The sequence below is a fragment of the Streptomyces sp. SYSU D01066-1 genome (assembly GCF_054956795.1).
Window position 1 is genome coordinate 70,088 of the sequence record NZ_JBUDHV010000009.1, and the last position, 23,464, is coordinate 93,551.

The 23,464-nt window shown below is 74.1% G+C and carries 20 protein-coding genes and 1 pseudogene; 11 read left to right on the top strand and 10 right to left on the bottom strand.

The window, feature by feature from the left end:
* Positions 1-6 precede the first annotated feature (6 nt).
* From ACY1JF_RS11570 to ACY1JF_RS11585, 4 genes are all read left to right on the top strand, one after another.
* Positions 7-3,036 (top strand): alpha-mannosidase, encoded by a 3,030-nt coding sequence (locus tag ACY1JF_RS11570; RefSeq protein WP_462704948.1) that lies wholly within the window; start codon positions 7-9, stop codon positions 3,034-3,036.
* Between the two features lie 183 nt (positions 3,037-3,219).
* Positions 3,220-4,560 carry an L-fuconate dehydratase gene (locus ACY1JF_RS11575; protein ID WP_462704949.1) on the top strand — a complete coding sequence of 447 codons (1,341 nt, stop codon included), beginning with the start codon at positions 3,220-3,222 and terminating at the stop codon, positions 4,558-4,560.
* Positions 4,557-5,312 (top strand): SDR family NAD(P)-dependent oxidoreductase, encoded by a 756-nt coding sequence (locus ACY1JF_RS11580; protein ID WP_462704950.1) that lies wholly within the window; start codon positions 4,557-4,559, stop codon positions 5,310-5,312. The genes ACY1JF_RS11575 and ACY1JF_RS11580 overlap by 4 nt, the downstream gene beginning before the upstream one ends.
* A complete protein-coding gene (locus ACY1JF_RS11585; protein WP_462704951.1) occupies positions 5,309-6,283 on the top strand; it encodes an aldo/keto reductase in 975 nt (324 codons plus the stop codon). The genes ACY1JF_RS11580 and ACY1JF_RS11585 overlap by 4 nt, the downstream gene beginning before the upstream one ends.
* On the opposite strand, the gene ACY1JF_RS11590 is transcribed toward ACY1JF_RS11585, so the two are convergent.
* Complete coding sequence (locus ACY1JF_RS11590) at positions 6,280-7,701, bottom strand: lipase maturation factor family protein (RefSeq protein WP_462704952.1); 1,422 nt, start codon at positions 7,699-7,701, stop codon at positions 6,280-6,282. The genes ACY1JF_RS11585 and ACY1JF_RS11590 overlap by 4 nt on opposite strands.
* A 206-nt stretch (positions 7,702-7,907) precedes the next feature.
* Between ACY1JF_RS11590 and ACY1JF_RS11595 the strand changes: the two genes are divergently transcribed.
* Positions 7,908-9,998 (top strand): SpoIIE family protein phosphatase, encoded by a 2,091-nt coding sequence (locus ACY1JF_RS11595; protein ID WP_462704953.1) that lies wholly within the window; start codon positions 7,908-7,910, stop codon positions 9,996-9,998.
* Between the two features lie 215 nt (positions 9,999-10,213).
* Here ACY1JF_RS11595 and ACY1JF_RS11600 read toward each other — a convergent pair whose 3' ends face one another.
* From ACY1JF_RS11600 to ACY1JF_RS11610, 3 genes are all read right to left on the bottom strand, one after another.
* Positions 10,214-10,864, bottom strand: a complete 651-nt coding sequence (locus ACY1JF_RS11600; RefSeq protein WP_462704954.1) for a zf-HC2 domain-containing protein — start codon at positions 10,862-10,864, stop codon at positions 10,214-10,216.
* Between the two features lie 146 nt (positions 10,865-11,010).
* Positions 11,011-11,520 carry a hypothetical protein gene (locus tag ACY1JF_RS11605; protein WP_462704955.1) on the bottom strand — a complete coding sequence of 170 codons (510 nt, stop codon included), beginning with the start codon at positions 11,518-11,520 and terminating at the stop codon, positions 11,011-11,013.
* A gap of 146 nt (positions 11,521-11,666) precedes the next feature.
* Positions 11,667-12,215, bottom strand: a complete 549-nt coding sequence (locus ACY1JF_RS11610; protein WP_462704956.1) for a sigma-70 family RNA polymerase sigma factor — start codon at positions 12,213-12,215, stop codon at positions 11,667-11,669.
* A gap of 230 nt (positions 12,216-12,445) precedes the next feature.
* Here ACY1JF_RS11610 and ACY1JF_RS11615 point away from each other — a divergent pair.
* Positions 12,446-12,583 (top strand): annotated as a pseudogene (locus ACY1JF_RS11615) (CapA family protein); the annotation flags it as partial.
* A gap of 235 nt (positions 12,584-12,818) precedes the next feature.
* On the opposite strand, the gene ACY1JF_RS11620 reads toward ACY1JF_RS11615, so the two are convergent.
* On the bottom strand, positions 12,819-13,289 hold the full coding sequence (locus tag ACY1JF_RS11620) for a universal stress protein (RefSeq protein WP_462704957.1): 471 nt from the start codon (positions 13,287-13,289) through the stop codon (positions 12,819-12,821).
* Between the two features lie 105 nt (positions 13,290-13,394).
* Here ACY1JF_RS11620 and ACY1JF_RS11625 point away from each other — a divergent pair, with 105 nt between their 5' ends.
* Positions 13,395-14,231: a polysaccharide deacetylase family protein gene (locus ACY1JF_RS11625; protein ID WP_462704958.1), complete on the top strand. Its 837-nt coding sequence runs from the start codon at positions 13,395-13,397 to the stop codon at positions 14,229-14,231.
* Between the two features lie 31 nt (positions 14,232-14,262).
* Here ACY1JF_RS11625 and ACY1JF_RS11630 read toward each other — a convergent pair whose 3' ends face one another.
* On the bottom strand, positions 14,263-14,928 hold the full coding sequence (locus ACY1JF_RS11630; protein WP_462704959.1) for a class F sortase: 666 nt from the start codon (positions 14,926-14,928) through the stop codon (positions 14,263-14,265).
* 334 nt (positions 14,929-15,262) lie between these two features.
* Here ACY1JF_RS11630 and ACY1JF_RS11635 point away from each other — a divergent pair, with 334 nt between their 5' ends.
* On the top strand, positions 15,263-15,757 hold the full coding sequence (locus tag ACY1JF_RS11635; RefSeq protein WP_462704960.1) for a hypothetical protein: 495 nt from the start codon (positions 15,263-15,265) through the stop codon (positions 15,755-15,757).
* A gap of 121 nt (positions 15,758-15,878) precedes the next feature.
* Here the strand turns inward: ACY1JF_RS11635 and ACY1JF_RS11640 are convergent, their stop codons facing one another.
* The 3 genes from ACY1JF_RS11640 to ACY1JF_RS11650 all read right to left on the bottom strand — a co-directional run bounded on the left by ACY1JF_RS11640 (position 15,879) and on the right by ACY1JF_RS11650 (position 17,561).
* A complete protein-coding gene (locus tag ACY1JF_RS11640; protein ID WP_462704961.1) occupies positions 15,879-16,466 on the bottom strand; it encodes a hypothetical protein in 588 nt (195 codons plus the stop codon).
* 182 nt (positions 16,467-16,648) lie between these two features.
* Positions 16,649-17,413: a bestrophin-like domain gene (locus tag ACY1JF_RS11645; RefSeq protein ID WP_462704962.1), complete on the bottom strand. Its 765-nt coding sequence runs from the start codon at positions 17,411-17,413 to the stop codon at positions 16,649-16,651.
* A 16-nt stretch (positions 17,414-17,429) separates the two neighbouring features.
* A complete protein-coding gene (locus tag ACY1JF_RS11650) occupies positions 17,430-17,561 on the bottom strand; it encodes a hypothetical protein (protein ID WP_462704963.1) in 132 nt (43 codons plus the stop codon).
* 756 nt (positions 17,562-18,317) lie between these two features.
* Between ACY1JF_RS11650 and ACY1JF_RS11655 the strand changes: the two genes are divergently transcribed.
* The 3 genes from ACY1JF_RS11655 (at position 18,318) to ACY1JF_RS11665 (ending at position 22,404) form a co-directional block, all read left to right on the top strand.
* Positions 18,318-19,250: an SCO0930 family lipoprotein gene (locus tag ACY1JF_RS11655; RefSeq protein ID WP_462705095.1), complete on the top strand. Its 933-nt coding sequence runs from the start codon at positions 18,318-18,320 to the stop codon at positions 19,248-19,250.
* Positions 19,251-19,453: 203 nt separating this feature from the next.
* The gene (locus ACY1JF_RS11660; RefSeq protein WP_462704964.1) at positions 19,454-20,266 is read left to right on the top strand and encodes an SAM-dependent methyltransferase; all 813 of its coding nucleotides are present in this window, start codon (positions 19,454-19,456) and stop codon (positions 20,264-20,266) included.
* Positions 20,263-22,404, top strand: coding sequence for a putative bifunctional diguanylate cyclase/phosphodiesterase (locus tag ACY1JF_RS11665; protein ID WP_462704965.1), 2,142 nt, complete (start codon positions 20,263-20,265; stop codon positions 22,402-22,404). Before ACY1JF_RS11660 ends, ACY1JF_RS11665 begins: the two co-directional genes overlap by 4 nt.
* A 68-nt stretch (positions 22,405-22,472) precedes the next feature.
* Here the strand turns inward: ACY1JF_RS11665 and ACY1JF_RS11670 are convergent, their stop codons facing one another.
* On the bottom strand, positions 22,473-23,357 hold the full coding sequence (locus tag ACY1JF_RS11670) for a LysR family transcriptional regulator (protein WP_462704966.1): 885 nt from the start codon (positions 23,355-23,357) through the stop codon (positions 22,473-22,475).
* Positions 23,358-23,464: the final 107 nt, after the last annotated feature.

Consider the following 23,464-nt stretch of genomic DNA (forward strand, 5'->3'; position numbering starts at 1 on the left):
ACCCGCATGCATGATGACCGCAGCCTGGTCGAAGCCCGCCTCCAGCGCGTCCTCGGCGAACGCGTCCGCCCCGCCCTGTACCCCGAATCCGTACCGCTGGACGTGACCGTCTGGCACGCCCCCGGCGAGCCCGTCCCGGTCGCCGAGGGGCTGGCCGCCGAGGGGGAACCCGTCGCGCCGGGCGCCCGCTGGGGCGCCCCCTGGGGGACGAGCTGGTTCCGCGTCACCGGCACCGTCCCCCAGCACTGGGCCGGGAGGACCGTCGAGGCCCTGCTCGACCTCGGCTTCGACGAGAACATGCCCGGCTTCCAGTGCGAGGGGCTCGTGTACCGGCCCGACGGCACCCCGGTCAAGGGTCTCAACCCCCGAAACCAGTGGGTCCGGATCGGTGCCCCCGCCGAGGGCGGCGAGCGGGTCCGCCTGCACGTCGAGGCCGCCTCCAACCCCGTGATCCTCGGCCCCCGCGGCTTCCTGCCGACCCCGCTGGGCGAGAAGGAGACCGCCGGTACCGAACCGCTGTACACCCTGGCCCGCATGGACCTCGCCGTCCTCGACGAGACGGTCTGGAACCTCGTGCTCGACCTGGAGGTGCTGGGCGAGCTGATGGCCGAGCTGCCCGCCGACTCCCAGCGCCGCTACGAGATCCTGCACGCGGTCGGCCGGTCCCTGGACCTCCTCGACCTCCAGGACGTGAACGGCACCGCCGCCCGCGCCCGCGAGCCGCTCGCCGGCGCCCTCGCCGCCCCCGCCGTCCCCTCCGCCCACCGGATCAGCGCGGTCGGCCACGCCCACATCGACTCCGCGTGGCTGTGGCCGCTGCGCGAGACCGTCCGCAAGGTCGCCCGCACCACCGCCGGCATGACCGCGCTGCTGGAGGACGAGCCGGACTTCGTCTTCGCCATGTCGCAGGCCCAGCAGTGGGCGTGGGTGCGCGACCACCGGCCCGAGGTGTGGGCGCGGGTGAAGAAGGCGGTGGCGGACGGCCGGTTCGTGCCGGCCGGCGGCATGTGGGTGGAGTCGGACACCAACATGCCCGGCTCGGAGGCGATGGCCCGGCAGTTCGTGCACGGCAAGCGGTTCTTCCTGGACGAGTTCGGCATCGAGAACGACGAGGTGTGGCTGCCGGACACCTTCGGCTTCGCCGCCGGACTGCCGCAGATCATCAAGGCGGCCGGCTCGAAGTACCTGCTGACGCAGAAGATCTCCTGGTCCCAGACCAACCGGTTCCCGCACCACACCTTCCGCTGGGAGGGCATCGACGGCACCCGGATCTTCACCCACTTCCCGCCCGTCGACACCTACAACTGCGCCCTGACGGGTGCCGAACTCGCCCACGCCGCGCGCAACTTCAAGGACAAGGGCATCGCCCGCCACTCCCTCGCGCCGACCGGTTTCGGCGACGGGGGCGGCGGCACCACCCGCGAGATGGTCGCCCGCGCCGCCCGCCTGCGCGACCTGGAAGGCTCCGCCGCGGTCACCTGGGACACCCCGCGCGCCTTCTTCGAGAAGGCCGCCGCCGAGTACCCCGAACCACCCGTGTGGGTGGGCGAGCTGTACCTCGAACTGCACCGCGCCACCCTCACCAGCCAGGCGAAGACCAAGCAGGGCAACCGCCGCGGCGAACACCTGCTGCGCGAGGCCGAGCTGTGGGCGGCGACGGCTGCCGTACGCACCGGCCTCCCCTACCCGTACGAGGACCTGGACCGCCTGTGGAAGACGGTCCTGCTGCACCAGTTCCACGACATCCTGCCCGGCTCCTCCATCGCCTGGGTGCACCGCGAGGCCCGCGCCACCTACGACCGCGTCGCCGGTGAGCTGAACGGCATCATCGACGCCGCCCAGCGCGCCCTGGCCGGCGAGGGCGGCACCCCCCTCGTCTTCAACTCCGCCCCGCACGCCCGCCACGGCGTCCCGGCCGGCGGCGCGGGCACCCCCGTCACCGAGGGGAGCACCCGCCTCACCCCGCGCCCCGGCGGCGGTCACGTCCTGGACAACGGGCTGCTCCGGGCCGAGATCGACGACCGGGGCCTGCTCGTCTCCGTGTACGACGTAGAGGCCGACCGCGAGACCGTCGCCCCCGGCGCGGCGGGCAACCTCCTCCAGCTCCACCCCGACCTCCCGAACAAGTGGGACGCCTGGGACGTGGACGCCTTCTACCGCAACACGGTCACCGACCTGACCGGCGCCGACTCGGTGACGGCCGGCGAGGACGGTACCTCGGTGCGGGTGGCGCGGTCCTTCGGGTCGTCGACGGTCACCCAGGTGCTGGCGCTCCCGCCGGGGCAGCGGCGGCTGGAGGTGGACACGGAGGTCGACTGGCACGAGACGGAGAAGTTCCTGAAGCTGGCCTTCCCGCTCGACCTGCACGCGGAACGGTACGCCTCCGAGACCCAGTTCGGGCACGTCCACCGCCCCACCCACACCAACACATCCTGGGAGGCGGCCAGGTTCGAGGCGTGCAACCACCGCTTCGTCCACCTGGAGGAACCCGGGTGGGGCGTCGCACTGGTCAACGACTCCACCTACGGCCACGACGTCACCCGCGCCGTCCGCGCCGACGGCGACGCGGCCGACGGGGGCACGACCACCACGGTCCGGGTCTCGCTGCTGCGCGCCCCGCGCTTTCCCGACCCCGAGACCGACCAGGGCACCCACCGCTTCCGGCACGCCCTGGTGCCGGGCGCGGCCGTCGGCGACGCGGTGCGCGAGGGCTGGTGGATCAACCTGCCCGAGCGGCACCTCACCGGCGCCGGTGAGGTGCCGCCGCTGGTGACGGTCGACCGGGACGCGGTGGTGATCACCGCCGTCAAGCTCGCCGACGACGGCAGCGGGGACGTGGTGGTCCGCTTCCACGAGGCGCACGGCGGCCGGGCCCGGGCCACGCTGACGGCCTCCTTCGCGGTCGCCGGCGCCACGGTGACCGACCTGCTGGAGCGGCCGCTCGCCGGGCGGCCCGCGCCGGACAGGGACGGCGACCGGATCACCGTACGGCTGCGCCCGTTCCAGCTCGTGACGCTGCGGCTGCGACGGGCGTAGCGGCCGCGGCGGGCGCAGCGCGCGTGCCACTGGCCCGGCTCGTTCGGTGAGCCGGGCCAGTGATCGGATGACTTTGCCGTCCGATCAGGGAGATAGCGGGCGTTTCAGCGGCACGAGGGGTGTTCGTCGGATCAATACGTCTGATAAATATGCGGCACCTGGTCGCTCACCCCGAGGAGCCGTGTGCCCGCCACCGACGCCCGCATCACCGCCGTCGACACCTACGACATCCGGTTCCCCACCTCCCGCGAGCTCGACGGATCCGACGCGATGAACCCGGACCCCGACTACTCGGCCGCCTACGTCGTCCTGCGGACCGACGGGGCGGACGAGGAGCAGGGGCACGGTTTCGCGTTCACCATCGGGCGGGGCAACGACGTCCAGGTGGCCGCGATCCACGCCCTGCGCCACCACGTGGTGGGCCGGTCCGTCGCCGGGCTGTGCGCCGACCCCGGCGCGCTCTACCGCGACCTGACCTCGGACAGCCAGCTGCGCTGGCTGGGACCGGAGAAGGGTGTGATGCACATGGCGACCGGCGCGGTCGTCAACGCCGTCTGGGACCTGGCCTCCAGACGGGCCGGCAAACCCCTGTGGCAACTGCTCGCCGACGCCGACCCCGAGTGGCTGACCGGCCAGATCGACTTCCGCTATCTCACCGACGCGCTCACCCCCGACGAGGCCCTGGACCTCCTGCGCCGGGGCCGCAAGGGCGCCGCCGAGCGCACCGGACACCTGCTGGCCACCGGCTACCCCGCCTACACCACCTCCCCGGGCTGGCTCGGCTACGACGACGCCAAGCTCACCCGGCTCGCGGCCCGGGCCGTCTCCGACGGCTTCCGGCAGATCAAGCTCAAGGTCGGCGCCGACCTCGACGACGACATCCGGCGCTGCCGGGTCGCCCGCGCGGCCGTCGGACCGCGGGTGCGCCTGGCCCTCGACGCCAACCAGCGCTGGGACGTCCCCGAGGCCGTCCGCTGGACCAGGGCGCTCGCCGAGTTCGACCCCTACTGGATCGAGGAACCCACCAGCCCCGACGACGTGCTGGGCCACGCCGCCGTCCGCCGGTCCGTCGCCCCGGTGAAGGTGGCCACCGGCGAGCACGCGCAGAACAGGGTGGTGTTCAAACAGCTCCTCCAGGCCGGCGCCGTCGACATCGTGCAGATCGACGCCGCCCGGGTGGCCGGCGTCAACGAGAACCTCGCGATCCTGCTGCTCGCCGCGAAGTACGGCGTCCCGGTCTGCCCGCACGCCGGCGGCGTGGGCCTGTGCGAACTCGTCCAGCACCTGGCGATGTTCGACTACGTGGCGCTGTCCGGCACCACCGAGGACCGGGTCGTCGAGTACGTCGACCACCTGCACGACCACTTCCTCGACCCGGTGGTGATCCGCGAGGGCCACTACGCGGCACCCACCGCGCCGGGCTTCTCGGCCGCCCTGCGGCCCGAGTCGATCGCCCGGTACACCTACCCCGGCGGCGCCTTCTGGGCCGCCGACGCCGAGCGGACCGGAGGGCGGACGGCATGAACGACTTCCAGGGGCTACGGGCCCTGGTGACGGGCGGGGCCTCCGGCATCGGCCGGGCCACCGCCGAGCTCCTCGCCCGGCGCGGCGCCACCGTCGCCGTCCTCGACATCGACATATCGACGGTGGACGAGCCGTTCCTCGCCCACCGGGCCGACGTCACCGACGACGCCTCCGTACGCGCCGCGGTCACCGCCGCCGCCGGCGCGCTCGGCGGCCTGGACGTCCTCGTCAACAACGCGGGCGTCGGCGCGCAGGGCACCGTCGCGGACAACGACGACGCCGAGTGGCACCGCGTCCTGGACGTCAACGTGATCGGCATGGTCCGGGTCGCCCGCGCCGCGCTGCCGTACCTGCGCCGGTCGGCGCACGCGGCGATCGTCAACACGTCGTCCATCGCGGCCACCGCGGGCCTGCCGCAGCGGGTGCTGTACAGCGCCACCAAGGGCGCGGTCCTCTCCCTCACCCTCGCCATGGCCGCCGACCACGTCCGCGAGGGCATCCGCGTCAACTGCGTCAACCCCGGCACGGCCGACACCCCGTGGATCGGCCGCCTGCTGGAGAAGGCTCCCGACCCGGCCGCCGAGCGGGCCGCGCTGGAGGCCCGCCAGCCCCTCGGCCGCCTGGTCGGCGCGGACGAGGTGGCCGGTGCCATCGCCTACCTGGCGAGCCCGCTGTCCGGCGCCACCACCGGCACCGCCCTCGCCGTGGACGGCGGCATGCAGGGCCTGCGGCCGCGCCCGGCGGGCTCGTGAACACCCTGGGCGCCAGCGGCGTCGCCGTCAGCCCCCTCGCCCTCGGCTGCGCCGCCCTCGGCAACCTCTACACCGAGGTCGGCGAGGAGCAGGCTCGGGAGACCGTCCGGGCCGCCTGGCAGCGGGGCGTCCGCCACTTCGACACCGCCCCGCACTACGGCCTGGGCCTGTCCGAACGGCGCCTGGGCGCGGCCCTGCGCGAGTTCCCCCGCCCCGCGTACACCGTCTCCACCAAGGTGGGCCGCAGACTGGAGGCGATCAAGGCGGACGGTGACGACCTGGCCCACGGTTTCGCCGTGCCCGCCACCCACCGCAGGGTGTGGGACTTCACCGCCGACGGCGTACGCCGCAGCCTGGAGGCCAGCCTGGAACGGCTCGGCCTGGACCGGGTGGACGTCGTCTACCTGCACGACCCCGACGACCACGCCGAGCAGGCGTTCCGGGAGGGGTACCCGGCCCTGGAGCGGATGCGTGCCGAGGGGACGGTCGGGGCGATCGGCGCGGGCATGAACCACACCGCGCCGCTGACCCGGTTCGTCCGCGACACCGACGTCGACGTGGTGCTGTGCGCCGGCCGCTACACGCTGCTCGACCAGAGCGCGCTGGACGACCTCCTCCCGGCCGCCGCGGCACGCGGCACCTCCGTCGTCGTCGGCGGGGTCTTCAACTCCGGCCTGCTGGCCGACCCGAGGCCCGGGGCGTCGTACGACTACGCCCGGGCACCGGCCGACGTGCTGGAGCGCGCGCTGCGCCTGAAGTCGCTCGCCGAACGGCACGGCACCACCCTGCGGGCCGCGGCCCTCGCCTTCGGCGCCGCCCACCCGGCCGTCGCGAGCGTCCTGGCGGGCGCCCGCTCGGCCGCCGAGGTCCACGACTGCGCCGACCGGTTCGCCGAGCCCGTACCCGCCGCGTTCTGGCGGGAGCTGAAGCGGACCGGACTCATCGCCGAGGCCGTCCCCGTGCCGGGCTAGGGCCGCCGGGCCGTCCCCGTCAGCCGGGTCGGCGGCAGGTACTCGCGCACGTACGTCCGCTCCCAGCAGGCACCCGTGGCCCGCAGCTCCCGCCAGGTCGTGTACCGGTAGCGGAAGAGGCGGGCGCGGACGTGGCGCGGCGGCGCGTCCGGCGGGAAGGGGGAGCGGCGCAGCAGTCGCAGGGTGTCCCGGTCGTTCTCCAGCAGCCGCTCCACCAGCGCGGCGAACCACGTCCCGGCGTACGCGGGCGACAGCGCGGCGAACCACATCATCCAGTCCAGGCGCAGGTGGTAGGGGGCGAACTGGCGCGGCCAGCGCCGCGGGTCGCCGGGCTTGCCCCTGAACTCGTACTCCCGCCAGTCCCCGTCCTCGCGCGGCACCTCGTCGGCGGTGCCCTCGATCACCACCTCGTAGCGCACCCGGCTGACGCTGCCGAACGCGCCGTAGGTGTTGACCAGGTGCAACGGGTCGAAGGAGCGGTTCATCACCTGGCGCCGCGAGAGCATGTTGGCGACCGGCCGGTAGCTGAGCGCCAGCAGCAGCGCGGCCACCGCCAGGACCACCGCCTCGTACCACAGCGGTGTCGCGGGCAGGGACGGGGGAGCGGACGGGAAGCGGACCGCCGACAGGGCGAGCACGATCGTGATCCAGTTCAGCCAGGAGAAGTTGCCCGAGAGCACCAGCCACAGCTGGGTGACGATCATCAGCGCGGCGGCGACCGTGGCCACCGGCTGCGGGGTGAACAGCAGGAAGGGGAGGACGAGCTGGGTGACGTGGTTGGCGGCCACCTCGACGCGGTGCAGCGGGCGGGGGAGGTGGTGGAAGAACCAGCTCAGCGGGCCCGGCATCGGCTGGGTCTCGTGGTGGTGGTCCAGACAGGTCAGCTTGCGCCAGCACTCGTCGCCGCGCATCTTGATCAGCCCCGCCCCGAACTCGACCCGGAACAGCAGCCAGCGCAGCAGGAACAGCACGACGACCGGCGGGGCCACTTCGTCGTTGCCGAGGAACACCGCGACGAAACCGGTCTCCAGCAGCAGCGACTCCCAGCCGAAGCCGTACCAGGTCTGCCCGACGTTCACGATCGACAGGTACAGCGCCCAGGGCACCAGCCACAGCAGCATCGCCGCCCACAGCGGCACCAGCCCGTCCGCCCCCGCCAGCAGCGCCACCGCCACCGCGCACCCCGTCCAGGCGCAGCCGGCGAAGAGCCGGTCCGAGTACCGCCACTGGAACAGGCTCGGCGCCCGCTTGAACGGCACCCGCTCGACGAACCGGGGCACCGGCAGCATGCCGCGCTCGCCGATCAGCGCCCGGAACTGGAGGGCGGCCGTCAGGAACGCCACCAGGTACACGGCGGCCAGTGCCTTCTGGAAGACCAGTCGGCTGACCCAGTAGTCGGGTGCGGTGAACCATTCCACGGCTGTGCGCTCCTTCTCCGATCCGCGCGGGGGCACGGTCACCCTTCCCCGGGTCCCCGTCCCTCGGGTCCCCGTTCCTCGGGTCCCTGTCCCCCGGGTCCCCGCCCCCAGGCCCCCGCCCCCCCCAGGTCTCCGCCCTCCGGGTCACCCTCCCCGGGCGGACCGAACGAGTCGAGGAATCGGGCACATGCTGGCAAGGTGGGCTCATGGCTGAACGGGGAGCGAGCGAGCTGTCCCTCCCAGAGGACTGGCCCGCCCACCCGGACCCGATCCTGGCGCTCAACCGGATGGGCAGCTTCGACTGGGACCTGGTCAGCGGCACGTTCCACATGGACGCCCAGGCCCACGAGGTCTTCGACCTGCGCCCGGAGGAGTACGACGGACGCCCGGAGTCCCTGTCCGTGCGCGTCCCCCGCCCGGAGAGCACCCGCCTGGACGCCCTGGTCGCCCAGGCCATCAAGGACGGCAGCGAGAACTACGGCACCTATTTCCGGCTGCGCCTGCGCGACGGCCGGCTGCGCTGGACCCACACCCAGGGCTACATCCGGCGCGACGAGACCGGCCGGCCCTGCCGGGTCATCGGCATCGTGCGGGACGCCACCCAGGAGCTGAGCGAGATCGAGTCGCACCGCGAACGGGCGGTGCGGGACGAGGCACGCCGCCGCCAGACCGACGTCGTGGAGACCGCCACCGCCGCCCTCGCCCACGCCCGCACCGTGGACGACGTCATCGAGGTCCTCAGGGACACCGACGGCCTCACCCGGCTGGGCGCCACCAGCCTGGTCATGGGCCTGGTGGAGGCGGGCCGCATCCGGCTGGTCGCCGACGGCCCCGACAACAGCTTCGCCCCCGGCACCCGTGTCACCCGGATCGACGAGCCCTACCCGATGAGCGAGGTGGTGCGGACCCTGGGGCCGCGGTTCATCGAGTCACCGGAGGAGTTCGCCGAGCGCTACCCCGTGCTGTGGCCGCACCTCGCCCACCTGGGCATCACCTCGGCCGCCTATCTGCCGCTGATCGCGCAGGCCCGGCCGGTCGGCGCCATCGGCCTGCTCTACAACGACCGGTACGGCTTCTCGCCCGAGGAACGCAATGTCCTGATCGCCCTGGGCAGCAGCATCGCCCAGAGCCTGCAGCGGGCCATGCTCTACGAGCAGGAGATGGACCTCGCCGCCGGACTCCAGCAGGCCATGCTGCCGCGCACCATCCCCTCCGTCCCCGGCTGCGACGTCGCCGTCCGCTACCGCGCCGCCACCATCGGCGGGACGCCCGGCCGCGACATCGGCGGCGACTGGTACGACCTGATCCCGCTGCCCGGGGGCCGGGTCGGCGCCGTCATCGGCGACGTCCAGGGCCACGACACGCACGCCGCCGCCGTCATGGGCCAGCTGCGGATCGTGCTGCGCGCCTACGCCGCCGAGGGGCACACCCCCGCCACGGTGATGGCCCGGGCCTCCGTCTTCCTCCACGAACTGGACACCGACCGCTTCGCCACCTGCCTGTACGCCGAGGCCGACCTGACCACCGGCGTCGTCCAGGTGGTGCGCGCCGGGCACATCGACCCGCTGGTGCGGGACCCGGACGGCACCTGCCGCCGGGTCCCCGTCGCCGGCGGGCTGCCGCTCGGCCTGTCCGCCGAGTTCGGACGGCTCGACTGTCCCGTCTCCACCCTGGAACTCGACCCCGGCGCCACCCTGGTGCTGTGCACCGACGGCCTGGTCGAGCGGCCCGGCACCGACCTCGGCCACGGTGTGCGGGCGCTCGCCGCGACGGTCGCCTCGGGGCCGTCCGACGTCCGGGAGCTGGCCGACCTGCTCATCCGGGAGGCCGAGGAGCGCGGCGGCGAGGACGACGTGGCCCTGCTCCTGCTGCGCCGCCGCGGCCTTCAGGCCCCGCGCTCCCACGGCCGGCTCCAGCAGCAGGTCGCCCCCGGCGACCCCGAGGCGCTCACCGAGGCCCGCCATCTGGTCCGGGCGGCGGTCCGGGCCTGGGGCGCGGACGAACACGGCGACGAGATCGAACTGGTCGCCGACGAGCTGATCACCAACGCGCTGACGCACACCGAGGGCGCCGCGGTCCTCACCCTGCGCTTGCTCACCGGCGCCGGCCGGCGGCTGCGGATCGAGGTCGAGGACTCCTCCAGCGCCCTGCCGCGCCGCCGGGACGCGGACGGGGCCGGCCTCTGCGGACGGGGACTGCTGCTGGTGGAGGCGCTGGCCGAGGGGTGGGGCGTGGAGGCGCGGGGCGGCGGCAAGTGCGTGTGGGCGGAGTTCCCGGTGCGGCGCCGGGAGCGGTGAGCCCGCCGCTCACGCGGCGACGCCGGTCCGCGGCGGCACCCCGGGTCCATGTCCGGACCGCCCGGGGCCGAGGCGCTCGGACGGTTCCTGACCGGGCACGTCACCGGCCGCGGGACCGTCCGCGCCAACCTCGCGCGGTGTCCTGGCCGCACGGCTCCCGGCCGCCGGCCACACGCGCGTCCGGGCGCCGGCAGGCGTCCGGAGCGGCCCCGGGGTCATCCGGCGGGCAGGGTGACCAGCCGCTCCCCGCCGGACGTCCGCACCTCGTACCGGACGATCTCGTCCGGATGCAGCGCGGCGCCACCGCGCACGGTGGTGGCCCGGGCGCCGTGCCCGGGTGCGCTCCAGCCCGCCACGGTCGTCTCGGACCCGTCCCGGCCGACGGCGACGAGCCGGCAGGAGCGGGGGCCCGCCCCGTCCTTGACCTCGACCTCGACGCCGCTGCCCCAGGGCCGGTCCTCGGCGGTCACCCGGGCCCACACCCCCGACCGCTGGTCGGTGGCGGCCACCCGCACCGCTGCCTCGCCGCGCACCGCGAGCACCGCGGCGCCGGACGCGGCCACCGCGCACACCAGCGCGGCGGCCGTGGCGTACCACAGCCTGCGGCGGGCGGCCCGGTGGCGCGCGGCCACCTCGGACAGCAGCCGCTCCAGGAGCCGGGGGCCGGGCCCGGCGAAGGGGTGGACGGCGCGCGGGGTGGCCCTGCGGTACAGCAGCAACTGCCGGGTCACCGGCCGCAGCCCGGTCACCGTCGCGGTGCAGCGGGGGCACCCCATGAGGTGGTCCTCGAAGCGGAACGCGTCCCGCTCGTCGAGGACACCGAGCGCGTAGGCGCCCGCGTCGCGATGCCTCTCCAGGGACCTCATGCCGCATTCCTCGTGCCGTCGGGTGGGGGTGGCTTCCTGCTCCCTCCCGTACGCGGCCCACCGCCGAATCGCTCAAGCCGGCCGGCGCCGTGCTGACGGCCGGCCGGCCGAGCGGGTCCGCCAGACCCCGCGACAGGCGCCGGGGCCTAGAACAGGTGGATGGCGAGGTGGCCGAGGGGCAGCCCCAGCTGCCACGCCGGTGTCCACACCTTCGGCCCCTCGTCCTCGCCGGTGGCGGGGGCGCCGCCCGGCACCGCGTTCAGGTCCGGCGCGAGCAGTTCGGTGTCCTGGAGCCAGCGCCAGGCCGCCCGCGCCAGGACCAGGTCGCCGTCCGGACCGCCGCCGGCCGCGGTCTCGGCCAGCCGCTCGCGCACCCACTCCCGCCACGGCTGGTCGTACGCGGTCAGCGAGAGCCAGGTCTCCAGGCGGGAGACGACCTCGGCGCCGCACAGCTCGCCGTCGGTGTCGGACAGGAAGACGGTCAGCGCCAGCGCGTAGCGCCCGGCGCGGAACTCGAAGGACGCGGGCGGCATCAGATCGCCGCCGCGCAGCAGCTGGTCGGCGACGTACTCGGCGTACAACCACGCCATGGGGACGGTCAGTCCGTCCCCGTCGCCGTCGCCGCCGTCCGTGCTCTCGTGACCTCTGTGCAGCATCCCTTCCTGCCCTTCCTCCGGTGCGTGTGCGTCGCCCCACCCGGACCCCGCCGAGGGTCCCGTCCGGAACACGGATGAGGACAGCCGATTACCCGACCGGGGTCCACGGCAAGGCGCTTTACGAAGGCTTGACCCAGCGTCCGGTTTCAGCGCAGGTCGGTGGCGTATCCCGGCAGCACCCGGCGCAGGGCGCGCAGTGCGTAGAACGCCCGGGACTTCACGGTACCCGCCGGTATGCCCAGGGCCGTCGCCGCTTCCGCCACACTCGCCCCCTGGAAATACACCAGCACCAGGACTTCACGGTGTTCCGGAGTGAGGGTCTTCACAGCCTCGCGCACATCGAGGGCGGCGGCGGCCCGCTCGGCGTGGTCCGCGCAGACGGGCGTGTTCTCCAGGGCCGCGTCGCCGACCTCGGGCGGCCGGGCCTGCCGGGCCCGCCGCGCGTCGATCGCGAGGCGCCGGGCGACGGTGAGCAGCCAGGGCCGTACGGAGGCGAAGTCGTGGGCGCGCAGCGCCTCGGGGTGCTGCCAGGCACGGACGAGGGTCTCCTGGAGGAGGTCCTCGGCGCGCTGCCGGTCGCCGTCGCACAGCCGCAGCAGCAGCCCGAACAGCGGCCGGCCGTGCTCGCGCTGGAGCGCGGCGAGCTCGTGCTCGGCGGTCGTCGTCCCGTGGGTGAGGGTGGTTCCGGCCGTCATGGCCGTATGGCACCGCAGGGGGTGGCCGGGGGGACAGTCCGGGCGCACGGGTGTGCGGCGGACGGTCGATCGCGTCGACGAACGGTTCGACGAACGGTCGGTGGCCCTCGTACCCGTACGCCGGACGGGCTAATGGGCGTGTCGGAGTCGCCCGAGAAGAGCCGGAACTTCTTATCTGTTCGTGCGTAAATCTGATTTTTATTCGCACGTGACCACACCGGGGTGAGCGGATGATCACACGCAGCCGACAGGTCGCCCTGGCCCTGACGGCCGTCCTCGCGGCGGGCGCGGCCTGCCAGGCCCGCGACCACCAGCCACCGCCGGGCCGGCCGGCCCCGTCCCCCTCCGGGACCTCCGCGGCCTCCGGGGCTTCCGAGGCATCTGGGTCCTCCGGGTCCTCCGGGTCCTCCGGGGCCTCCGAGGCATCTGGGCCCTCCGCGGCCTCGCCGGCCGGGAGCGCCGGAGCCTTCGCCGGCCGTGTACGGGACGTGGTGCCGGGGCGCGGCGCGGCGGAGGACGGGCTGGTGACGGGCGAGTAACCCGACGGACCCCTGACGCGGGGACCGCGGAGAGCGAACGCCGGGCGGTGTCCCGGCGGCAGCGTCACGGAACCACCGTCACCGGCCAGTGGCCCGCCTTCACCAGCCGGATCGCGACGGAGCCGACGATGCGGTGGCCGGCCTGCTCCGAGGCGCCCACCACCACGGCGTCCGCCTTCAGGTCGTCGGCCGCCTTCCGCAGGCCGGTGAAGGGATCGCCGCGGAAGGTGTGGAACTCCCAGCGGACCTCGAAGATCCCCTTCACCCGCTCGGTCGCCTCCCGGATCTGGGCTACCAGGTCCTCCGCGATCTCGTCGGTCGTCTCCGCGACCGGCGCCCCGAGCACCGCCCCCGCCGCCAGCGTCGGCTGCACGTACACCACGGCGAGCAGCGCGTGCTGCCGCCGGGCCAGCCCGCCGGCGTAGGCCGCCGCACGCAGCGAGGAGTCCGATCCGTCCACGCCGACCACGATGACCTTGGGACCGTCCGTGCCCCGCTCGAACTGATGGGAATGCTGCTGCTCCGGTTCCGTCACGCGGCGAGGTTATCGGAAGGGGGTGCTGGTCCGGGCGGGTGGATTCGTGCCGCCGCCCCGGTGCCGCGCTGGTGCGCCGGTCCGTGGCCGGGCGACTGATGAGTCATGAAGACGGATCAGTTGCTCACCCGGCGCGGGGCGTTGCTCGCCGGCGTCGCCGCTGTGGGGGCGGCCGGAACCGCCGGCGTGCTCGGGGCCCTGACCGGGAAGGAACCGGTCCCGCCCCGCCCGGCCGTCCCCGGCCCACCGGCCCGCCGCGCGCTCAAGCCCTCCGCCTACCGCCTGCGGCCCCTGACCGGGCACGGCCCGCCGCACGCCGTCCACGCCCCCGTCCCGGTCCGGCGCGAGCCGCTCCTGCACATCGCCGGACGCGGCCGCGTGATGGTGCTGACCTTCGACGACGGCCCCGACCCCCGCTACACCCCCGACATCCTGGACACCCTGGCCCAGTACGAGGTCCGCGCGATGTTCTTCGTGTGCGGCGAGATGGCCGCGGACAACAAGGACCTGCTGGCCCGGATGGCCGACGACGGGCACGTCGTCGGCAACCACACCTGGTCCCACCCGCTGCTCACCCGGCTCGGCCGCGGGGAGATCCGCTCCGAGATGGAGCGCACCGCCGAGGTCATCGACGGGGCCTGCGGCGAGCCGCCCCGCTGGTTCCGGGCGCCGTACGGGGCGTGGAACCGCGCCGCCTTCCAGCTCGGCGCCGAACTCGGCATGGAACCGCTCGCCTGGACCGTCGACACCCTGGACTGGACCACCCCCGGCACCCGCACCATCGTCGACCGGGTCGAGGACGGCGCCGCCCCCGGCGTCGTGGTGCTCTCGCACGACGCCGGGGGCGACCGTTCGCAGAGCGTGCGCGCCCTGCGCTCCTACCTTCCGAGCCTGCTGGACTCCGGCTACCACCTCACCGTCCCCCGGCGGCAGTACGTCTGAGACCAGCGCGCCCGCCCGGCCGGTACGCGGCTCAGCGGATTCCGGTCAGGCGGGCGAAGGCGACCACGTTCCCGGCGTATCCGTTCTGCTTGGAGAATCCACCGCCGCAGGTGATGACGCGCAGTTCGGGACCTCCCTTGGAGGCGTACACCCGGTCGCCGGGGAAGTCGTCCTTCTCGAAGACCTCGATGCCGTAGATCTCGAACTCGGCGGTCTTCCCGTCCGCGCGGCCGATCTCGACCCGGTTCCCCTTTTCCAGGGCGCCGAGTCCGTAGAAGACGGCAGGGCCCTGCTTGTTGTCGACATGACCGACCACGACCGCCGTGCCCTTCTCCCCGGGCGAGACCGCGCCCGTGAACCAGCCGGCCAGGTTCGGGTCCTCCGGCGGCGGCGCGCCGACCCAGCCGTCCGCGTCCAGTCCCACCGGCATCATCGGCGCGTCCACCTGGATGGCGGGGATCCGCACCCGGTCGGGCACCGAGTACGGCAGCGGCGCCAGGCCCTTGGGAGCGGTGCCGACCTCCGCGCGGCGGGTCTCGGCGGCCGCGGCCGACGCGGGCTGCGGCGGACCCGCGTCGAATTCCCCCGAACCGTTGCGAATGAGCGCGAGGCCGGTCAGCAGGACAAGAGCTATGACGCCCCACGGAGCGCGCTTCCCGCGCCGCTCCTCCTCTTCGGCCAGCTCGGACGCAGACATTCGACATCCCCTCTCGGCACAGCCGTCGCCGTGTCGGTCGCGCATACGGGAAACGCTAAGTGCCGTCCGGCGCGACGGCGACGGGGGCGGGTGCGAACGGGTGGCCCGGCATTCGTCCGGTGCGCCATCCGAGGCGCCGGGCGCGGGAATGTTCTGACAGTCCGTGACCTGCGGTGATATCCACTGCCGCGGTTCCGCCGCGGCACGGCCGCTCACCAGGACGGACCAGCGCCGAAATGCGGCTGCCGCCACACCAACTGAGGGTTTTTCCGGGAGGCGCTTTCTCGCCGATCGACCGGGGACGGGTCCCGGGGCGTCTTCCGCGGAGGATCACATGCGTAACTCCCGTGTCCTGGCGGCCGCAGGCGCCGCCGTCGTCGTCTCCGGGGTTCTCGGGCTCGCCGCTCCCACGGCCGTCGCGTGGGACACGCCGAGCAACATCGTGGCCCTGCCCAGCGTCATCGCCCGCGGCGGCCAGATGACGGTCACGGTCGACGGCTGCCCGCGCGGCGGCACGATGACCTCGCGCGCCTTCCCGACCACCCACCTGACGCCGGTCAAGGGCGCCAACGAGACCTCCAAGGGGGTCGCCACGATCAACGCCAACGCCCGTCCCGGCTCGTACGACATCACCGTCAACTGCTCGGGCCGCAGGCTGACCCGGCCGGCCGCCTTCACCGTCATCGGCGGGGTCCGCGGCGGCATCGGCGGCAGCAACTCCAGCGGCGCCACGCCGGCCGACATGGCGATCGGCGGCGGGCTCGTCGCCGCGGCGGTGGCGGGCGGCGGGCTGTTCTGGATGCGCCGCCGGGCCGAACGGCGTGCCTGACCGGTGTGCCCGGCGCCCGGCCGGGCCCCGCCTTCGGAGGGCGGGCTCTCGGGCGCCGTACGGAGCCGTAGGGGACCGTGCGCGGGGCGACGCCCCGCGCACGGGCGCGAGGACGGCCCGGTCAGCCGCCGTCCTCGCCGGCGCGGCGGCGGGAGAGGCGGTACGCCGTGCCCACCGCGCCGGTGACGAGCACGGCGCCGAGCCCGATGTTCCTCAGGTCGAAGCCCGCCACGGTGCCGCCCTCGCCGGCGTGCACGCCCTTGTCGGGGTGCGCGTGATGCCCGTGCCCGGGGTGTTCCGGCGGCGGCGGTGGGGTGACGGTGGGAGGGGGTGGCGACGTGGGCGTGGGGCTCGGCCCGCCGGCGATGGTCAGGCCGGTCGTCCCGGTCGCCCCGTCGCAGCGGAACACCACCTGGTGGACCGAGCCCGGTCCGGCGTCCCGGTCGACCACCGCGGTGGCCGATGTGTGCCGCGGCGGAATGGTCACCGGGTCGAACACCGGGGCGGAGACCGTCGCGGGGCCCTTGCAGCGGCCGTCGGCGCGGTCGACGATCAGGGTCACCTCGCCGCCCGCCGCGACGGTGGAGGGCTGGACACGGAAACCGAACGGGGTGACGGTGCCCGCGCCGGCCGCGCCGGCGACCGGGACGCAGGACGTGAGGGCGCAGGCGCCCAGCAGCGCGGCCGCAGCGACGGATATCGCGCGCATGAAGGATCCTCCGGATCCCGAGGAGCAGTTGCGGACCTGTTCCGCTCGCGACGGACATGCACCTCGATGCCCGAAACGCTAGGAAGGCGCGCGGGCGGGCGCGATCGCAGTCGCGCGAATGGGGCAAAGGCGTGGGCCGCCCGGGGGAAGCAGGGCACGCCCCCGCGCCCGGGCGGCCGCCCTCAGCCCGTGACGCCCGGGAAGAGCCCCAGGTACGGCCCGGTCGAGGCGCCGAAGCCCCGGCCGTAGGGGTCGTCGAAGTCCCAGATGAGGAAGAGGAGGAAGGCGATCAGCGCCGAGAACAGCCCGGCCAGCACCAGTTCGCGCGCGGTGCGCCGGATCTGCAGGGCGAAGACCATGCCGATGGTGACGACACCCCCGGTGATGAGCCCGAACCACACCACGCCCGGCATGGTCGACCCGGTCGACTCCGCCCGCGAGGTACGGGCCTGGTCGGCGGCGCTCACCTGGTCCAGGAGCGGCTGGTAGGCCTGCGCCTCGAAGTCGGACCGGGGCTCGTAGTCCGTCACGTCCGCGCGGATCCGGTCGAGGAGCGCGCCGCCGCGCTCGGTGACCTCCCCGGTGTCGGCCATGGCCGGCCACTCGACGCTGACGACGTGTCCGACATAGGCATTGACATCGTCCCGGATCCGGTCGCGGACCTCGGGCGGGTAGACCCGGACCCGCTCCGAGACCTCGTGCAGCGCCACCGCCTCCGCCTGGACGTGGTCCTGGGCGGCGCTGCGTGCCTCCCAGACGCCCGCGATGGCCAGACCCAGGACGATGGCGTACACCACGCCGATCCACATGGTCATGTACTCGATGACGTCCGGGGTCTCGGTGATGTCCTCGTCGTCCGCGGCCCTGCGGTGCCGTACGAGGGTGATGACGACCACGACCGCGCAGGCGGCCAGCATCGCGAGGATGAGAACAAGCCATTCGGGCAAGAGAAGCCTCCAGGGATCAGCGCGGGCGCAGGGCGACGACGGCGGCCAGCGCGGGGATCAGGATGAGCAGGACGAAGACGAGCGGGGAGACGGCACCGTGCGTGGAGCGCGGCCGTCGCGGGGCGGAGTGGTAGCTCGGGTAGTGCACCGGGGTAAGGGACGGCGTGGGCGTGGGTGCGGCAGAGGCCGGCGGAGGCGACGGGGACGGGGGCGGTGGCGCGGGCGCCGGGGTGGCGCTGGGCGCCGGGACCGGTGACCGGGCGGGCGGCGGGGGCGTGTGTGGCGGCGCGGGCGGTTCGGGCTCGGGCGTGGGACGGGCCGGCGGAGACGGTGCCCGAGGAGGAGGGGCGGGCGGCTTGGGGGGCGGTGGTTTCGGGGACGGCGGCTTGGGAGGCGGTGGTTTCGGGGACGGCGGCTTGGGCGGGGCGGGCGGCGGGGGCGTGGGGCTCGGCGCGGGCGGCGGGCAGGGCGGGAACGTGGGCCAGGCGCCGCCGCTCCCGGCGACGGCCCGGTTGTCCCCCCGGCCGTTCGACACGTACGCGCACGCGTCCGCCGCCGCGGGCCCCACCGGGGCGCCGACGAGCGCGAACGCCAGCGTCACCAGGGCCAACGTCCGTCCGGCAGGGGCGGATCGGATCGGTTCGGGTCCATGCACGTGGCGAATCATCGAGTGTGCGGCGACGGGGCGCGCCGGGGTGTCACCGAATTACCCCGAAGGGGTGGAGGGCGGCCGATCAGGTGTCCGTCGGCTCGTACGCGCGTATGGCCGGGTGTCCCGGAGTGACGGGCCGTCGAAGAAACTCGTGCCCGCGTTGAACACCGGCGGGCGGTCCGTCCGTACCCCCTGCCGTGCGGAGGAGCGGCAGTTCTCCGCACCATCCATGACAAGGAGGGGGAGTTGACGATGAGGACCTCGTGGCGGAACGCCTCACTCGTGGCGAGCGCCGCGGTGGTGCTGGCACTGACGACGGCGTGCGGTCAGGACGGCGGCACCACCGGCGCCGGCCAGAACGTGGGCGCCTCGGCCCAGCCCGGCGAGATCGGCGACGTCGGCGCCGGCCAGGGGCTGGAAGCGGACGCGGGCGCCGGGGACGCGCGGTCGGCGAGCCCGGCCGCCGCCGGCAAGCTGTCCGTCACCACCGACGAAGAACTCGGCGAGCTGGTGACCGACGGCGCCGGCCGCACCCTGTACCGCTTCGACGCGGACACCGCCGAGCCGCCCAGGACCACCTGCGAGGCGGACTGCGCCACCGCCTGGCCGCCGGTGGCGGCCGACGACGCGATCGCCGGCGAGGGCATCGACGAGTCCCTGCTCGGCGAGGTCACCCGTGCCGACGGGAGCAAACAGCTCACCATCGGCGGCTGGCCGGCGTACCGCTACGCCAAGGACACGGCCGCCGGGGACGTCAAGGGGCAGGGCGTGAACGGCAAGTGGTTCGCGCTCGCCGCCGACGGCACGAAGGCGGCCCGGCCCGGCCTGTCCACCCGTGAGGACCCGGAACTGGGCGAGATCGTCGTCGACAAGGACGGGATGACCGTCTACCGCTTCCTGAAGGACGAGGCCTGGCCCGATCCGGTGTCCGCCTGCACCGGCGACTGCCTGAAGAAGTGGCCGGTCGTCGCACCCGTCGAGACCGACGACACCGAGGGCGTGGAGAAGAAGGGCCTGATGAGCTTCACCCGGCCCGACGGGGCGGCCCAGCAGACCCTCGACTGCTGGCCCCTGTACACCTTCGCCGGCGACGAGGAGCCCGGCGACGTCAACGGCCAGGGCGTCGGCGGCACCTGGTACGCCGTCGCCCCCGACGGAAAGGCGGTCGGCGCGCCGCGGAAGTAGCCCTTCCCGGGACCGGGCCGCCCCCTCCGCACCGGACGGAGGGGGCGGCCCGTCGTGCGCTCCGCCGCCGTGCCGCCCGCGTGCGGCACATGCCGCAGGCAGACCGGGAACGGATGGTCAATTTCCGTTTGGGCTCGCTCCTTTGGCGGACGATCAGTAGCCTCTGCTCGAACACCGGATCGCCTTCAGCCTTGGAGAGCCAGATGGAGCGTCCCGCCTGGGCCCCGCGGAGCATCGACATCACGGTGCCCAGTGTGTCCCGGATCTACGACTTCTACCTGGGCGGTTCGCACAATTTCGAGGTCGACCGGGAAGCGGCCCGCAGAGCCATGGAGTTCATCCCGGGACTGCCCAAGGTCATGCAGGCCAACCGGGCGTTCATGCGCCGTGCCGTGGACTTCGCCGCGGGTGAGGGCATCACCCAGTTCCTGGACATCGGCTCCGGCATCCCCACCTTCGGCAACGTCCACGAGGTGGCCCGGCGGGCCTGCCCCGGCGCCCGCGTCGTCTACGTCGACCACGACCCGGTGGCGGTCGCGCACAGCCAGGCGGTCCTGGCGGGCGACGCGGACGCGGACGTCGTCGCCGCCGACCTGCTCAAACCGGACGAGATCCTCACCAGCGAGCAGGTGGAGCGGCTGATCGACCTGAATCGTCCGGTGGCCCTGCTCCTCGTTGCCATACTGCACTTCGTGGCGGACGAGGAGGACCCGTACGCGGCGGTGGCCGAGTTGAGCTCCGCGCTCGCGCCCGGCAGCATGCTGATCCTCACGCACGCCGCGTACGAGGGCATACCGCTGCCGCCCGAGCGGGCCGGGGGCGCGGTGGACGTGTACAAGGACATCCGCAACCCGCTGATCATGCGCACGCGCGAGGAGATCGCGCGGTTCTTCGAGGGGTACGACATGGTGGAACCCGGACTGGTGCCGATGGCGCGCTGGCGCCCCGAGGGCGCACCGGAGGACGAGGACCCCTATGCGTTCTCCGGTTTCGCGGGCGTGGGGCGTACCGCGTGACCGCGCAGCCGGACGGGCCGGAGGACAGACTGCGCAGGTTCGCGACGATCTGGAGCCGGGCGGTGTTCCCGGTCACCACGACGTCGTCGACCCGCCTGGAGTTCGAGGCCGAACTGCTGCCGCTGGCCCGGCGGCTGAGCGGGGTGCTGCGCGCGAGGGCGTTCGACGCGGAGGAGGCCAAGGCGGTCGGCGCCGCGCTCGTGGACGTCCACTGCACCGACCCCGAGGCGCTCAGCCGCACGCTGGACTGCGTCGACGCGTATCTGGTGCTGTACTGCGGGGAGGGCGGCGACCAGGAGGCCCTGCGGGCCCGTTCCTCGCGGATGCAGCACGCGATGGCGGCCGGGTTCGCGCGGGCGCTGCGCGCCCGCACCCTGGCCGAGCAGGAGGCCATCGCCCAGGCCGCCCTGAAGGCGCAGGGCGTGGTGGCCGCCGCGCTGCACGCCAGCGAGGCCCGCTTCCGCGCGGTCTTCGAGGGCGCCGCCATAGGCATCGGCATCGCCGACCTCGACGGCAACATCCTCCAGGTCAACGAGGCGCTGACCCGCATGTTCGGCCTGACCGACCAGAAGCTGCGCCAGGGCAGGGTCCGGGACTGGACCCACCCCGACGACGCCCCGCAGACCTGGCGGCTCTACGACGAACTGGTGCGCGGCGAGCGCGAGCACTACCACCTGGAGAAGGCGTTCTACCGGCCCGACGGCACCGTCCTGTGGACCAACCTGACCGTCTCCCTGCTGCGCGACGCCGACGGCGTCCCCCAGTACCAGCTCGCGCTGATGGAGGACACCACCGAGCGCCGGCTGCTCAACCTGCGGCTGCGCTACGAGGCCACCCACGACGCGCTCACCGGTCTGCCCAACCGCAGCTTCTTCTTCGAACGCCTGGAGAAGGCGCTGAACGCCGGCGAGGGCCAGCGCTTCGGCCTGTGCTACCTCGACCTCGACGGCTTCAAGACCGTCAACGACAGCCTCGGGCACGCGGCCGGCGACCGGCTCCTGGTCGAGGTCGCCGACCGGCTCCAGGCCTGCGCCACCGCGCCCGGCGAGATGGTCGCCCGGCTCGGCGGTGACGAGTTCGTGGCCCTGACCTGCGGCCCGGACACCGCCCACGAGGTGGACGAACTGGCCGGCCGCATCATGAACGCGCTGCTCGCGCCGATCAGCATCGACGGACGGGAGCTGACCGTGCGCGGCTCCATCGGCGTCGTCGAGGGGCCGGCGGGGGAGCGCAGCGCGGCCGAGGTGCTGCGCAGCGCCGACATCACCATGTACCGGGCCAAGTCGGCGGGCGGCAACCGCTACGAACTGGCCGACCCGGAGGCCGACGCCCGCGTGATCACCCGGCACGGGCTGACCACCGCGCTGCCGGCGGCGCTGGAGCGCGGCGAGTTCTTCATCGAGTACCAGCCGCTGGTCCACCTCGGTGACGGCAGCGTGCGCGGCGCGGAGGCCCTGGTGCGCTGGCTGCACCCGCAGCACGGCGTCCTCGGTCCGGACCGGTTCATCCCGCTGGCCGAGCACACCGGCCTGATCGTGCCGCTGGGCCGCTGGGTCCTGGAGCAGGCGGTGCGCCAGGCCCGCGCCTGGCGGGAGCTGTACGGCGACGGCGGCGCGGACCCGCTGCGCATCAACGTCAACCTCTCGCCCTGCCAGCTCACCCACCCCGGGCTGGTCCAGGACACCGTCGACATCCTGGAGCGGGCCGGGATCGCGCCGGACGCGCTCTGCCTGGAGGTGACGGAGTCGGCGCTGATCGGCGCCGACGACGACCTGCTCAAGCCCTTGCGGCGCCTCGCCGAGATGGGCGTCGACATCGCCCTGGACGACTTCGGCACCGGCTACTCCAACCTGGCCAACCTGCGCCGGCTGCCGGTGAGCGTCCTGAAACTGGACCGCTCCTTCACCCAGAGCATGCAGCGGTTCCCCGCCGACCCGGTCGACCTCAGGATCGTCGAGGGCATCGTCTCCCTCGCCCACGGCCTCGACCTCGCCGTCACCGTGGAGGGCGTGGAGACCGGTGCCCAGGCCGAACAGCTGCGCCTGCTGGGCTGCGACACGGCCCAGGGCTGGTACTACGCCCGTCCGGGCCCGCCGGAACGGCTGCACCAGCTGGCGCTGGTGGACGCCACGGGGTGAGCGTCCGGCGCCGGGCGGGGTGACGCCGCCGAGGGGCGCGGGAACACCCCTCGGCCGGCACCGGACGCTCACCGCTCCAGCAGCATCCGCTGAAGCTCCCGGGCCGCCCGGGGCGGGGCCACGTCGCTGCGGTGCGCCAGCGCGATGGTCCGGTGCAGCCCCGGCCGCGCCAGCGGCGTCACCCGCAGCCCCCGCCCCGACCGCGCCGCCACCATCCGGGGCACGACCGCGATCCCGAGCCCCGCCCGCACGAAGCCGAGCACGGCGTCCATCTCGCCGCCCTCGACGGCGAAGACCGGTTCGAACCCGGCGGAGCGGCACGCCGCCACCGTCAGTTCCCGCAGGTCGTAGCCGTGCCGGAACATCACCAGGCGCTCGCCCGCCAGGTCCCCGATCTCCACCGCCCGCCGTCCCCCGCCGGGCCTGGGCTCCTCCGGCGAGGAGACCACCACCAGGTCCTCGCGCAGCAGCTCCACCGTGGTCAGCGCCGGAGAGGGCGCGGGCAGCGGCAGCACGACGAGCGCGAGGTCGAGCGCGCCGCGCGCCAGTTCCCGTACCAGGTCGTGGCTGCCGCCCTCCTCGATCAGCAGCCGGATGCCGGGGTAGCGGTCGTGGAAGGCGCGCAGCACGTCCGGCAGCAGGCCGGTGCACAGGCTCGGCGTCGCCCCCAGCCGGACCCGGCCGCCGCGCAACTGCGCCAGCTCCTGCACCTCGTGCCGGGCGGTGTCCGCGTCGGCCAGGATGCGCCGGGCCAGCGGCAGCAGCGCCTCCCCGGCGTCGGTCAGCGTGATGTTGCCCCGCGCCCGCTGGAACAGGTCGGCGCCCAGCTCCCGCTCCAACGCCTTGACCTGCTGCGACAGTGACGGCTGGGAGACGTGGACCAGCTCGGCGGCCCGGGTGAAGTGCCGGGTCTCGGCGACCGCCACGAAGTACTGGAGCTGGTGGAACTGCATCCGCTCATCATAGGCAACGCCTATCGGAACGAGCCGGATCATGTCTTGGACCGATGGGGCCCTTCGGTCCTAGCGTCTGGTGACATGGCTCTGGCAACGCGGACGGA

Bases quoted from the DNA above. Each gene is read 5' to 3' on its own strand.
- ACY1JF_RS11670 (WP_462704966.1), bottom strand. From the start codon at position 23,357: ATGCAGTTCCACCAGCTCCAGTACTTCGTGGCGGTCGCCGAGACCCGG.
- ACY1JF_RS11635 (WP_462704960.1), top strand. From the start codon at position 15,263: ATGCGTAACTCCCGTGTCCTGGCGGCCGCAGGCGCCGCCGTCGTCGTC.
- ACY1JF_RS11600 (WP_462704954.1), bottom strand. From the start codon at position 10,864: ATGAGGTCCCTGGAGAGGCATCGCGACGCGGGCGCCTACGCGCTCGGT.
- ACY1JF_RS11660 (WP_462704964.1), top strand. From the start codon at position 19,454: ATGGAGCGTCCCGCCTGGGCCCCGCGGAGCATCGACATCACGGTGCCC.
- ACY1JF_RS11595 (WP_462704953.1), top strand. From the start codon at position 7,908: ATGGCTGAACGGGGAGCGAGCGAGCTGTCCCTCCCAGAGGACTGGCCC.
- ACY1JF_RS11610 (WP_462704956.1), bottom strand. From the start codon at position 12,215: ATGACGGCCGGAACCACCCTCACCCACGGGACGACGACCGCCGAGCAC.
- ACY1JF_RS11605 (WP_462704955.1), bottom strand. From the start codon at position 11,520: ATGCTGCACAGAGGTCACGAGAGCACGGACGGCGGCGACGGCGACGGG.
- ACY1JF_RS11625 (WP_462704958.1), top strand. From the start codon at position 13,395: ATGAAGACGGATCAGTTGCTCACCCGGCGCGGGGCGTTGCTCGCCGGC.
- ACY1JF_RS11630 (WP_462704959.1), bottom strand. From the start codon at position 14,928: ATGTCTGCGTCCGAGCTGGCCGAAGAGGAGGAGCGGCGCGGGAAGCGC.
- ACY1JF_RS11640 (WP_462704961.1), bottom strand. From the start codon at position 16,466: ATGCGCGCGATATCCGTCGCTGCGGCCGCGCTGCTGGGCGCCTGCGCC.
- ACY1JF_RS11580 (WP_462704950.1), top strand. From the start codon at position 4,557: ATGAACGACTTCCAGGGGCTACGGGCCCTGGTGACGGGCGGGGCCTCC.
- ACY1JF_RS11655 (WP_462705095.1), top strand. From the start codon at position 18,318: ATGAGGACCTCGTGGCGGAACGCCTCACTCGTGGCGAGCGCCGCGGTG.
- ACY1JF_RS11570 (WP_462704948.1), top strand. From the start codon at position 7: ATGCATGATGACCGCAGCCTGGTCGAAGCCCGCCTCCAGCGCGTCCTC.